Source organism: Erythrobacter sp. WG (genome assembly GCF_026586795.1).
Taxonomy (GTDB): domain Bacteria; phylum Pseudomonadota; class Alphaproteobacteria; order Sphingomonadales; family Sphingomonadaceae; genus Erythrobacter.
In genome coordinates this window covers 1-11,441 of the sequence record NZ_JAPFGY010000048.1, presented here as the reverse complement: position 1 = coordinate 11,441, position 11,441 = coordinate 1, and the positions used below count along the sequence as shown (strand labels likewise).

Here is an 11,441-nt window from a genome sequence, read left to right as displayed (position 1 = left end):
GGATCGGCGGCGAGCGCCGCGAGCGCCGCGCCCAGCGCGGCCACATCGCCCGGCGGGCTCACGAGCGCGCGGTTGGGCTCGGCAAGGATGGGGCGGATGTCGCCGACGCCGGGCGCGGCCACCGGCAGCCCCGCCGCCATCGCCTCGACCACCGAGAGCGGAAACTGCTCGGACGCCGAGGACAGGGCGAAGATATCGAACAGTCCGGCGACCCGGGCCGGATCGACCGCGCCGGGCAGGTGGACGCGCTCGGCGATGCCATGCGCCTGGGCAGCGGCGAGGATCGCGGGCCGCTCCGGCCCCTCGCCGCAGATGACGAGGTGCCAGGCGGGCGGCAGGCCGGCGAAGGCGGCGACGAGATCGGGCAGGCGCTTGACCGCGCGCAGCCCTGCGAGCGTGCCGACCCACAGCTCGCCCGCGCCCTTGCGGAGCGGCAGGGCGGCAGGGTCGGGTCCGGGAGCGAAGGCGGCGGTGTCGATGCCGTTGGGGATGCGCCGGACGCGCGCTGTGGGCTGGTGCCAGGCCTCGCGGGCAACCTGCTCGAGCATTGCGGAGGGCACAACCAGCGCCGCCGCTGTTCCCAGCGCGAGGCGGCGGTAGAGGTTGCGCTTGGGATCGAGCCGCTCGGTCTCCTCCTCGTTGAAGCCGTCCTCGTGGTGGACCAGCGGCGGCAGGCCCATGGCCTTCGCGAACAGGCGATGCGCCATCACCACGTCCATCGCGCCCCAGTTGTAGGTGCATACGAGGTCATGGCCGCGCATCGCCCGCGCCAGCCCGGCGAGCCGCCACGGCATGGGCGCGCCCGAGAGCGGCGGGAAATCGGCGCGGAAGGTGACGTCGAGGCCCTGGTCGATCAGCGCCGCAGCGCCCAGTTCCCCCGGCTCGCCCGAAACGATCGCATGGGACAGGCGCGGGCCCCATTCGTTCATCAGCCGGACGCTGCGCCGCTCCTTGCCGCCGGCGGCGAAGGTCGAATGGCAATGGAGGATGCGGGGCGGGTTGCCGGATGCCGGGCGGGGCGTGTGCGCCCCTTGCGGCTCGCTCACTCCACCTCGTCCAGCAGCGCGCGGATCGCTGCGCGCACCTCGGGTTCGTCAAGGGTCGGGGCATGGCCGACGCGGGGCACGGTGACGGTGCGCATCAGCGGATTGCGCACGCCCATCTGCTTGACGGTGTCGGCGCTGATGAGGTCGGACAATTCGCCGCGCACCAGCAGCATCGGCACCCCGGCGAGTGCCTCGAAAGCGAGCCACAGGTTGGGCGGCGCGGCGTTGCCGGGTTTGGCGAAGGGCTCGGCGATCGCCATGTCGTAGTCGTAGCAGATCCGCCCGTTCTGCGTGACGACCATGGTGCGCTTGGCGAGTTCGAGCCACTGGTCGAGGTCCCAGTCGGGGAAGGATGCCCCGTGCGCCTCGGCCAGCCCGCGCGCGGCGTGGACCCAGGTGGGGAAGCTCCCGCCCTTGCCGACATAGCCCGAGATGCGCGCGACGCCGCCCGCGTCGACCTCGGGGCCGATGTCGTTCATCACCACGCCCGCGATGCGCCCCGGCTGCATCGCCGCCATCAGCATGGTCATCAGCCCGCCCATCGAGGTGCCGATGCTGACGAAGCGGGTGATGCCCTGCTCGGCCAGCAGCTTCTCGACATCGGCGACATAGGTGACGGGCGAATAGGTGTCGGAATCCTTGGCGTAGTCGCTCATGCCCCGCCCGCGCATCGACGGGACGATCACCCGGCGGGTGGCGGCCAGCTCCTCGGCGAGCGCGCCGAAATCCCGGGCGTTGCGGGTAAGGCCGTGGAGGCACAGGACGGGAAGCTTCGCGGCGCCTTCCGGCCCCGGATAGTTGCGGTAGTGCAGGTTTAATCCGTCGCTGCTGGTCCAGTAGCGGTCTTCATACGATGCGGCCATGCTCGGCGTTATTCCCCTGGGTTGCCCTCCCGGGCGACTTGCGCGCCCCGGGCCTTGCCCCCACTATCGCGGGATGAGCGAGGCTGTGCAACTCCCCCGTCCCGATGTTCCCTACCATGCCGACCCGCAGGTCCTGTCGCTCGCCGAGTGGCTGGGCGACAAGGTCGCGGCGGCAGATTTCCCCGAAACGATCCTGCGCTGGCGCAACGACCGCGCGGCGGCGAGCGTCGGGCTGGCGGGGCTCTCGGACGATGCGTGGGTGCGCCATTTCGGCCGCTTCGAGGCCCTCGACGGCAATCTCCCCCACCCGCTCGCGCTGCGTTATCACGGGCACCAGTTCCGGGTGTACAACCCGGAGATCGGCGACGGGCGCGGGTTCCTGTTCGCGCAGCTGCGCGACGGCGCGGGGCGGCTGATGGACCTCGGCACCAAGGGATCGGGCCAGACCCCGTGGAGCCGGGCGGGCGACGGGCGGCTGACGCTGAAGGGCGCGGTGCGGGAAATCCTCGCGACCGAAATGCTCGAGGCGCTGGGCGTCAACACCTCCAGGACCTTCAGCGTCATCGAGACCGGCGAGAAGCTGTGGCGCGGCGACGAGCCCTCGCCCACCCGCTCGGCGGTGCTGGTGCGCCTTTCCCACTCGCACATCCGCATCGGCACCTTCCAGCGCCTGCTCGCGCTGGAGGCGGCGGACGAGATGGAACAGCTCATCGCCTACTGCCTCGAACATTTCCCCGCCCCGCCCCCGCCCGCAGACGCCCCGGACCGTGACAATCCCGCGATCCGCCTGATGCACGCAGTCACCGAACGCATGGCCGATCTCGCCGCGAGCTACATGGTCGCAGGGTTTGTCCACGGGGTGCTCAACACCGACAACATGAACGTCACCGGCGAGAGCTTCGACTACGGCCCGTGGCGCTGGCTGCCGGCGTGGGAGCCGGGCTTCACCGCCGCCTATTTCGACCACGCGGGCCTCTATGCCTTCGGCCGCCAGCCCGAGGCGCTGCACTGGAACTGCGGGCAGCTCGCCGTGGCGCTGCGCCTCCACGCCGACACCGCACCGCTGGTCTCCGCGCTCGAACGCTTCGGGCCGCTCTACATGGAAGCCGTCGCGCGGCGCTGGTGCTGGCGGCTGGGCGTCGTGCCGCAGGGCGTCGAGGCCGACACCGCGCTCGTCGCGGCCTGCGAGGCGGCGATGCGCGAGGGGCAGGTTCAGCCCGACGCCTTCTTCTTCGCCAATCGCGGCGGGCGCGGCGATGCGCAGGGCGCGCTCGGCGAGGCGCTGGCCCGCTACCAACCGGTCGCCGATGTCCACTCCTACTGGTCGGACGATGCCCCGCAGGCGATGCTGATCGACGAGGTCGAGGCGATCTGGGACGCCATCGCCGGGGGCGACGACTGGAGTCCGCTCCACGCCAAGGTCGCCGCCATCCGCCGCATGGGCGAGGCCCACGGCGCCCCGCCCGCACCTCAGGGCCATGCCTGATCCGCGCCTTTGCCCTATCTTTTCCCCTCGCCCCGGACTAGGGCAGGGGCGGGATTCAAGGGGCGAACAGAACGGCGACCATCTGCCGCATGACCGGTGACGTGACCGACAACATCCTGATCTCCACCGAGCCGGCGAGCGGCGAGGAATTGTGGCGCGGCCCCATCGGCGATGTCGAGGCCGCGGTCAGCCGCGCGCGGCGCGCCTGGGCCCCGTGGGCCGCGCGCCCGCTCACCGATCGCATTGCGGTGCTGCGTGCCTTTTCCAACCTCGTGCGCCGCGAGAGCGAAGAGCTCGCCGAGCTGATCGCGCGCGAAGCGGGCAAGCCCCTGTGGGAAGCGCGCGCCGAGGTCGATGCGGTGATCGCCAAGGTCGACATCTCGGTGCAGGCCTATGCCGAGCGGACCGGCAAGAAGAAGCTCGACGCCGGCGTCGGCGCGAGCGCGGCGCTGCGCCACAAGCCGCACGGGGTGATGGCGGTGCTCGGCCCCTACAACTTCCCCGCGCATCTGCCCAACGGCCACATCGTGCCCGCGCTGATCGCGGGCAACGCGGTGATCTTCAAGCCTTCGGAAAAAACCCCTGCGGTGGGCGAGGCGCTGGTCGGCGCCTTCCACAGGGCGGGCGTGCCCGAAGACGTCATCCAGCTCCTCGTCGGCGGGCCCGAGGAAGGCAAGGCACTCGTCGCGCATCCGGGGATCGACGGCGTGCTGTTCACCGGATCGGCGCAGGCCGGAATCGCCATCAACCGCAAGCTCGCCGCCAATCCGGGCAAGATCGTCGCGCTCGAGATGGGCGGGAACAACCCCATCGTGGTGGTCGACACCCCGCGGCTTGCCGATGCGGCGGCGATCGTCGTCCAGAGCGCCTTCGCCAGTGCCGGCCAGCGCTGCACCGCGGCGCGGCGGCTGATCGTGACCGCCAGCGCCTATGACCCGCTGATGGCCGAGCTCGTTCCCCTCGCGAGAAAGCTGATGGTCGGCGATCCCCTGGGCGAGCCGCAGCCCTTCATGGGCCCGGTGATCGACAACGACACCGCCGACGGGCTTACCGAAAGCTTCCTCGCGCTGATCACCGCCGGGGGCCGCCCGCTGCTGCATATGCGCCGCACCGTGCCCGACCTCCCGTTTCTCAGCCCCGGCATCATCGACGTGACCGACGTGCCCGAGCGCCCCGACATGGAGCTGTTCGGGCCGATCCTGCAGGTGATCCGCGTTCCCGATCTCGACAGCGCCATCGCCGAGGCGAACAACACCCGTTTCGGCCTCTCGGCCTCGCTGATCGGCGGGAGCCCGGAGGATTACGGGCGGTTCTGGGCCAACGTGCGCGCCGGGGTCATCAACTGGAACGCGCCGACCAATGGCGCTTCGTCGAAGGCGCCCTTCGGCGGGGTGGGCCTGTCCGGCAACCACCGCCCGGCCGCCTATTACGCCGCGGATTACAGCGCCTATCCGGTCGCCAGCACCGAGATGGACCAGCCGCGCATGGCGATCAACGTCGGGCTGCGGCCCTAAGGCACGCGGTAAACGACATCGACCGCCCTGAGGCCATGCGCTGCCGGGCGGACGTGGACCGTCAGCCACTCGCCCGCCTGCCCGCGCGCCACCACGATGTCCTCAGGCTGGGCGAACACCGCCGCGCCGAGCCCGGCGCGCACCGCGCGGGTGACGTGATATTGCAGGAGGTCCGGCGCCGGAGCAGCGCTGCGATAGCGCACGATGGTGAGCCCGCAGCCGCGCGCGGCCGTTCCGCCCGCCTGCACCACCATCGCGCCCGGCGGGATCGCCGCCGCGGCGGGCAGGCGCGCGGCGACGATGAAGTCCTCGCGGAGCCGCGCCGCGCAGGACGCGGGCGCACCCACGGCGGCGAGCAGGTCCGCAGGCGGTGCCATCGGCCCGAGCGGCGGGCCGCCCGGCCCCTCGCTGACCGGCGGCAGGTCGGGGATCGGGCCGCTCGCCAGCAGTTCGAGCCGCAGCGCCTCGCGCGCGGCCTGCGCGTCCTCGGACGACGCGGCGAGCACCGGCAGGGCGGCGCTGTCGGGAAAGCCGATCGCGGCATTGGCCTCGTTGCGGCTGGCAAGGTCGGGATCGCTCATCAAGGGATCGTGGAGCGCGCGGGCGATCACCGGGTCTTCGGCGATCGCGGCAAAAGGATCGGACGCCTCCCCGCCGCCTTGCGAGCAGCCGGCCGCGGCGGCGGCAAGGCACGGCAGGAGAGCGAGGGCGGACGCGCGGCGCATCCGCCTCCTATGGCGCAAGGTGGTTAACGCGGGCCTCACGGCGCAGGCAGAGGCGCCCCCGGAGCCTTTCAGGGCCCCGGAGGCGCATCCCGCGGCGGCGCATTGCCCCCGCGCCGGCGACCATGTGGTGGGGCATGGTCGCAAGCCGATGCGTCCCTCCCGATGCCTGAACGCATCGGCGAGTCGCCGGATCGCGTTCATATTTAGAGCTTGTATCCTGAACAAAGCGGCAGCGTCGGCGACAGCCACCGTTCAGCCGGAGCGCCGCTTGCGCCCTGCCCGCCCACGGCCTAACGCCGCCGCGCATGAACAGCCCTGCCCCTTCGCCGACTCCGCCGCGCTCGGGCCTTGCCCCGGCGCTCGGGGCCTATCTCATCTGGGGCTTCCTGCCGCTCTACCTGATCCTGGTGCGCGAGGTGCCGCCCTTCGAATTCGTCGGTTGGCGGATCATCTGGACGCTGCCGCTGTGCCTCGCGATCGTCGCCGTGCGCCGCCAGTTTCCCGAAGTGCTGGCGGCGCTGCGCAGCCCGCGCAGCCTGCTCGCCCTGCTGGCGAGCGCGCTGCTGATCGGCGCCAACTGGTTCGTCTATATCTGGGCGATCATGGCGGGCGAGGTCTATGCGACCTCGATCGGCTACTACTTGAACCCGCTGGTCAACGTGCTGCTCGGCACGCTGGTGCTGGGCGAGGTGCTGTCGCGGCGCCAGTGGGTGGCGGTGGGCATCGCGGGCGCGGCGGTCGCCTTCCTCGCCGTGGGCGCGCTGTCCAGCCTGTGGATCAGCCTCACACTGTGCGTGACTTTTGCGCTCTATGGCCTTGTAAGGAAACAGGTTGCGGTGGGATCGCTGCCGGGCCTCACCATCGAGAGCGCGATCCTGTTGCCGGTCGCTGCGGGTATCGCCGGGTGGTACGCGCTCGGACCGCAGGGCTCGTCCTTCGGGCAGGACTGGCGGATGAGCGGCCTCATTGTCCTGTCGGGCGTGCTCACCGCCGTGCCGCTGCTGCTCTTCGCGCTCGCCGCGCGGCGGATGGACTATTCGACGCTGGGCTTCATCCAGTATCTTTCGCCCACCATCGTGTTCTTTCTCGGGCTGTTCGTCTTCAACCAGCCCTTGGCGCCCGCCAAGCTCGCGAGCTTCGTGCTGATCTGGGTGGCGGTGGGAGTGTTCGTCTGGGACCTGTGGGCCAAGCGCAGGAGCGCGGCGGCCTGACCCTTGCCCCCGTTCGTGTCGAGCGACGTCGCGACACCTGTGCGCTCACCTCTCGACTTCGCTCGAGGCGAACAGACCTCGTTTACCCGACGAACCGCCACCCTAGCACCTGCCCGCCGTGCCAGGGGACGATCTCCTCGCCCGTGACGTGGAGGAAGGCCGGCACCGCCACCTCGGCGCGTTCGAGGGTCACGCTCTCCTCGTTGACGGGCAGCTTGTAGAAGGCCGGGCCGTGAAGCGAGGCGAAGCCCTCGAAGCGGTCGAGGGCCCCCTCCTCGTCGAAGACGGTGACATAGCTTTCAAGCGCATAGGGCGCGCCGAAGATGCCTGCGCAGCCGCAGGAGGATTCCTTGGCGCTCCTCAGGTGCGGGGCGGAATCCGTGCCGAGGAAGAATTTGGGGCTCCCGCTCGTTGCCGCGCGGCGCAGGGCCAGGCGGTGCTCCTCGCGCTTGGCAACGGGGAGGCAGTAATTGTGCGGCTGGATGCCGCCCACCAGCATGGCGTTGCGATTGATGTGGAGGTGCTGCGGGGTGATGGTCGCGGCGACCTGCGGGCCCGCCTCCCTCACGAATTCGACCGCATCGGCGGTGGTGATGTGCTCGAACACCACGCGCAGCTTGGGAAAGGTCGCAATAATACCGCACAAGTGCCTGTCGATGAATTCCTTTTCTCGGTCGAAGACATCGACGTGGTGGTCCGTCACCTCGCCGTGGATGCACAGCACGATGTCCTCGGCCTCCATGCGGGCGAGCACCGGGTAGATCCGCTCCACGTCGGTGACGCCCGCGGCCGAGTTGGTCGTCGCGTTGGCCGGATACATCTTGGCCGCCGTGAACACGCCCTCGGCCGCGCCGCGCGCGAGGTCGTCGGCGTCGGTCGTGTCGGTGAGGTAGCAGGTCATCAGCGGCTCGAACCGCACCCCCTCCGGCACCGCCGCCCTGATCCGCTCGCGATAGGCCGCGCCCAGCGCCGTCGTCGTCACCGGCGGGGTGAGGTTGGGCATCACGACCGCCCGGGCGAATTGTCGCGCGGTGTAGGGCACCACCTCGCGCATCACGGCGCCATCGCGGAAATGCAGGTGCCAGTCGTCGGGGCGGCGGATGGTGAGGCGGTCGGGCGAGGCCATCGAAACAAGAACTCCGTTCGGGCTGAGCTTGCCCAAGCCCTGTCTTTCTTCTCGGCGTTTCGCCAGAAGAAAATGCAGACCTTGGGCAAGCTCGGGGCGAACGGGAATTGATGCATCGGACCCGGGCGCTTACCTCTGCGCCATGTCGACAATGCTCACCGCCCGCGCCGTCATCCGCCTCGCCCCACTGGACGAGAGCGAGGATGTCGCCGCGTTCCTCCAGGGCCTCGTGACCAACGACGTCAAGGGCCCGCTGCCCTGCTACGCCGCGCTGCTCAGCGCGCAGGGCAAGCACCTGTTCGATTTCCTCGTCTGGAGCGAAGGCGCGGCGCTGCTCCTCGATTGCGAGGCCGCCCATGCCGACGAGCTGGTGAAGCGCCTGTCGCTCTACCGCCTGCGCCGCAGAATCGCGATTGCCCGCGACGAGAGCCTCGCCGTCCACTGGAGCCCCCTGCCCCACGAGGGCCTCGCCGCCGATCCGCGCCTTGGCGCGCTCGGCCACCGCTGGCTCGGCCCTGCCGAGGGGGAGAGCGCCGACGCGGCGTGGCAGGCGCATCGCCTGTCGCTGGGCGTGCCCGAAGGGCGGGCAGAACTGGGCGACATCCTGTGGCTCGAGACCAATGCGGTCGAACTGCACGGGGTGAGCTTCACCAAGGGCTGCTATGTCGGGCAGGAGAACACCGCGCGCATGAACTGGCGGCAGAAGGTGAACCGCCGGCTGGTGGTGGTCCCGCTCGGCGAATCCGACCCGGCGCGGCAGGTGGCCGCCTATCCGGACCTCGGCCTCGCGGTCGATCACCTCAGGGTGGAGAACCTCGATCCCGCGCGCCTGCCCGAATGGCAGCGGGCAGGGGTCGTCAGCGCCGATTAGCCCGGCAGATGCTCGGCGAAGCTCGCCTCGAGCATCGCCGCCGCCCGCTCGCGCGCCGCATCGCGCGGCAGGCCGAGCGATTTCGCCAGCGCGCCGCCGATCAGCGCATCGCCCAGCGCCAGCAGCACCAGCGTGAGCGTCTCGCGGTGAAGCCGCCGCTCGGCGATGTGCTCGGGCGGCTCGGTGGGGGCGAGTTCGTCGATCAGGTCGTGGATGATCGCGATGATCGGGTCGAGCGCGTCCTCGTTGCCGGTGAGCAGCATCCAGCTGGTGAGCGCGCCCGCCCCCTCGCGGTCGAAGGCGTCGAAGGCAAGATCGACCACCTCGCGTGGGCTCCCGAGGCCGGCGCGGCTGGCGTGGACCGCCTCGACGATCGTCTGGCACACGGTGCGCGCCAGGTGCTCGGCGAGCGCCTTCTGCAAGCCAGAGGCGGAGCCGAAATGGTGCAGCAGGTTCGCATGGGTGCGGCCGATCCGCGCCGAGACCGCCTTCAGGGTCACCGCCTGCGGACCTGTCTCGATCAGCAACGCGCGCGCCGCCTCGAGCGCGGAAAGACGCGATTCCTCGGGGGTCAACCTCTTGCGACTGGCCATGGGCCGGGGCCTAGACCCTTTTGCAGGTGCGAACAAGCGGCCGCGCGGGCGGGTTACGCCGCGCGCTGCTGCCCGTCCGCGGCGCTGCCCAGCAGGCGGCGGTACTGCGCCGTCGGCGCATGGCTGCCGCGCGCGCAGGACCAGCGGTCGACCGTCCGCCCGGTGGGCTCGAAGCCGAGCTTCCTCAGCACCTTGCCCGAGGCCGGATTGTCGAGGAAATGCGAGCCGACGAGCTCGCGGTGGCCGAGCATCGCGGCGATCGCGAGCACCGCCCGCCCCGCCTCGGTGGCGTATCCCTGGCCCCAATGCGGCCGCGCGATCCAGTAGCCGAGCTCGCAGGGCCCGGGATCGTTGGCGGCATCGCCCATCGGCCCGAAGCCGATGCAGCCGACCGCCGCCGCGTCGGAGGCGCGGGTGATGAGGAAGCGCGGGTGCAGCGGATCGACCGGACGCGCCGCGAACTCGCGCGCATCCTTCTCCTGATAGGGCCACGGCGCGCGCGCGAGGTTCCTCACCACGGCCTCGTCGGCGATGCCGGCGAGCAGCGCCTGCCAATCCTCGGGCCAGACCGGCCGCAGCAGCAATCTTTCGCTCCGGTGGAACATCTGTGTTCTCCCTTCCTGCCCCGCGCCGCCCTACGGACCGCGCATGACAAATTCGAGGCCGCGAAACCTTATGATTCCGCAGGATTTCGAGGGAGAATGCAAAAAGGGAGACGGACTCCCCCGAAAAATCGAGGACGGTCCTGTCTCCCTCACGTGGTCGGTCTTGCACCGACCGGGACCGTCCTTGCGGACGATCCCTTCATCGAATCGTCCGCTTACTCTGCGGCTTCGGCCATCGCGTCTACCGACACGTATTTGCGGCCGAGCTTGCCCGCGTGGAATCGCACCACGCCGGCTTCGAGCGCGTAGAGGGTGTGGTCCTTGCCCATGCCCACATTCACGCCCGGGTAGACGCGGGTGCCGCGCTGACGGATGATGATGTTGCCGCCGATCACTTCCTGACCGCCGAACTTCTTGACGCCAAGGCGACGACCGGCCGAATCCCGACCGTTGCGCGACGAACCGCCTGCTTTCTTGTGTGCCATGGTCCGGGTGCTCCTTATTCGGCCGAGGCGGCGGCTTCTTCAGCCGGGGCTTCGGTCTTGGTCTTCTTGGCGGCAGCCTTCTTCGGCTTGTCCTCGGCGGCGCCGACGGCGGTGATGCGCAGCAAGGTCATCTGCTGACGGTGGCCGTTCTTGCGGCGATAGTTGTGCCGGCGGCGCTTCTTGAAGACGACCACCTTCTCGGCCTTCGCCTGGGCGATGATCTCCGCCGAAACGGTCACCGAGGCGACGTCGGCGAGCGAATCGCCTTCGCCGGCCAGCAGGACGTCACCCAGCGTGATCGTGTCGCCGGCTTCGCCCGCGAGCTTTTCAACGGCAATCTTGTCTCCGGCGGCAACCCGATATTGCTTGCCGCCCGTGCGCACTACAGCGAACATGGCTTTCAACTCTCTAACTGTGCTTGTGTCCGAAAGGGCGGAGAAAGACGCCACGCCAACCGAACGGCAATGCGAGGCGAGCGAAGGTGCAGCCCCGGAAAGATGGGTGCCGTTAGGGGAATGGCGCCGCCAAGTCAACGCCCGAGCGCCCGTGCCGTCACCAAAAAGTCGGACGAGGCGATGCCTCGCAGCGCTTTCGCGCGGGCGGGTGTCATGGTAAGCCTGCGGCAGGGATCTGTATGAGAACGGACGGGACACATATCTGGGCACTCGTGCCGCTGCTGGCGGCCCTTTCGGCGTGCGCGTCGGGCAGCGGGGACTATCCCTCGCTGGCGATGCGCCCCTTCGAGCTCGCCCCGCCGCCGGCCGCGAGCTCGCCGCCTCAACCGACTCGCCGCGCAACCCCGCCGGCGCGGATCGCCGAACTGCGCGCGGCTGCCGCCGCTGCCGAAGCCGGATTCGCCGCGCGCGAACCGGCGGCGGCGCGGCTTGCCCGCGCGGCCGCCGGACAGCCCTTCGAG

At 70.3% G+C, this 11,441-nt stretch carries 12 protein-coding genes and 1 pseudogene; 5 read left to right on the top strand and 8 right to left on the bottom strand.

All coding sequences use genetic code 11. The features are described 5' to 3' along the window. Together OPU67_RS16030 and OPU67_RS16025 are read right to left on the bottom strand one after the other, a co-directional pair. The coding region (locus tag OPU67_RS16030) for a glycosyltransferase (protein WP_267621429.1) at window positions 1-1,046 on the bottom strand (1,046 nt) is incomplete at its 3' end. Then, a complete protein-coding gene (locus OPU67_RS16025) occupies window positions 1,043-1,909 on the bottom strand; it encodes an alpha/beta fold hydrolase (protein WP_267621427.1) in 867 nt (288 codons plus the stop codon). The genes OPU67_RS16030 and OPU67_RS16025, both read right to left, overlap by 4 nt. Before the next feature lie 73 nt (window positions 1,910-1,982). On the opposite strand from OPU67_RS16025, the gene OPU67_RS16020 reads away from it, so the two are divergent. Beyond that, complete coding sequence (locus OPU67_RS16020) at window positions 1,983-3,395, top strand: protein adenylyltransferase SelO family protein (protein WP_267621425.1); 1,413 nt, start codon at window positions 1,983-1,985, stop codon at window positions 3,393-3,395. Window positions 3,396-3,484: 89 nt separating this feature from the next. Then, window positions 3,485-4,909: a succinylglutamate-semialdehyde dehydrogenase gene (gene astD, locus OPU67_RS16015; RefSeq protein ID WP_267621424.1), complete on the top strand. Its 1,425-nt coding sequence runs from the start codon at window positions 3,485-3,487 to the stop codon at window positions 4,907-4,909. Here astD and OPU67_RS16010 read toward each other — a convergent pair. Then, window positions 4,906-5,634, bottom strand: coding sequence for a hypothetical protein (locus OPU67_RS16010; RefSeq protein WP_267621422.1), 729 nt, complete (start codon window positions 5,632-5,634; stop codon window positions 4,906-4,908). The two genes, astD and OPU67_RS16010, sit on opposite strands and share 4 nt — an antisense overlap. A gap of 305 nt (window positions 5,635-5,939) precedes the next feature. Between OPU67_RS16010 and rarD the strand changes: the two genes are divergently transcribed. Continuing rightward, window positions 5,940-6,845 (top strand): EamA family transporter RarD, encoded by a 906-nt coding sequence (rarD, locus tag OPU67_RS16005; protein WP_267621420.1) that lies wholly within the window; start codon window positions 5,940-5,942, stop codon window positions 6,843-6,845. A gap of 82 nt (window positions 6,846-6,927) precedes the next feature. On the opposite strand, the gene pyrC is transcribed toward rarD, so the two are convergent. Continuing rightward, window positions 6,928-7,971 (bottom strand): dihydroorotase, encoded by a 1,044-nt coding sequence (pyrC, locus tag OPU67_RS16000; RefSeq protein WP_267621418.1) that lies wholly within the window; start codon window positions 7,969-7,971, stop codon window positions 6,928-6,930. A 142-nt stretch (window positions 7,972-8,113) separates the two neighbouring features. On the opposite strand from pyrC, the gene OPU67_RS15995 reads away from it, so the two are divergent. Further along, window positions 8,114-8,842: a YgfZ/GcvT domain-containing protein gene (locus OPU67_RS15995; RefSeq protein WP_267621416.1), complete on the top strand. Its 729-nt coding sequence runs from the start codon at window positions 8,114-8,116 to the stop codon at window positions 8,840-8,842. Here OPU67_RS15995 and OPU67_RS15990 read toward each other — a convergent pair. The 4 genes from OPU67_RS15990 to rplU form a co-directional block, all read right to left on the bottom strand. Next, window positions 8,839-9,435, bottom strand: a complete 597-nt coding sequence (locus OPU67_RS15990) for a TetR/AcrR family transcriptional regulator (RefSeq protein ID WP_267621414.1) — start codon at window positions 9,433-9,435, stop codon at window positions 8,839-8,841. The genes OPU67_RS15995 and OPU67_RS15990 overlap by 4 nt on opposite strands. A gap of 53 nt (window positions 9,436-9,488) precedes the next feature. Continuing rightward, window positions 9,489-10,040 (bottom strand): GNAT family N-acetyltransferase, encoded by a 552-nt coding sequence (locus OPU67_RS15985; RefSeq protein WP_267621412.1) that lies wholly within the window; start codon window positions 10,038-10,040, stop codon window positions 9,489-9,491. Window positions 10,041-10,255: 215 nt separating this feature from the next. Then, the gene (gene rpmA, locus OPU67_RS15980) at window positions 10,256-10,525 is read right to left on the bottom strand and encodes a 50S ribosomal protein L27 (RefSeq protein ID WP_267621410.1); all 270 of its coding nucleotides are present in this window, start codon (window positions 10,523-10,525) and stop codon (window positions 10,256-10,258) included. A 14-nt stretch (window positions 10,526-10,539) separates the two neighbouring features. Continuing rightward, on the bottom strand, window positions 10,540-10,974 hold the full coding sequence (gene rplU / locus OPU67_RS15975; RefSeq protein WP_267621408.1) for a 50S ribosomal protein L21: 435 nt from the start codon (window positions 10,972-10,974) through the stop codon (window positions 10,540-10,542). A 185-nt stretch (window positions 10,975-11,159) separates the two neighbouring features. On the opposite strand from rplU, the pseudogene OPU67_RS15970 reads away from it, so the two are divergent. Then, window positions 11,160-11,441 (top strand): annotated as a pseudogene (locus tag OPU67_RS15970) (hypothetical protein); the annotation flags it as partial.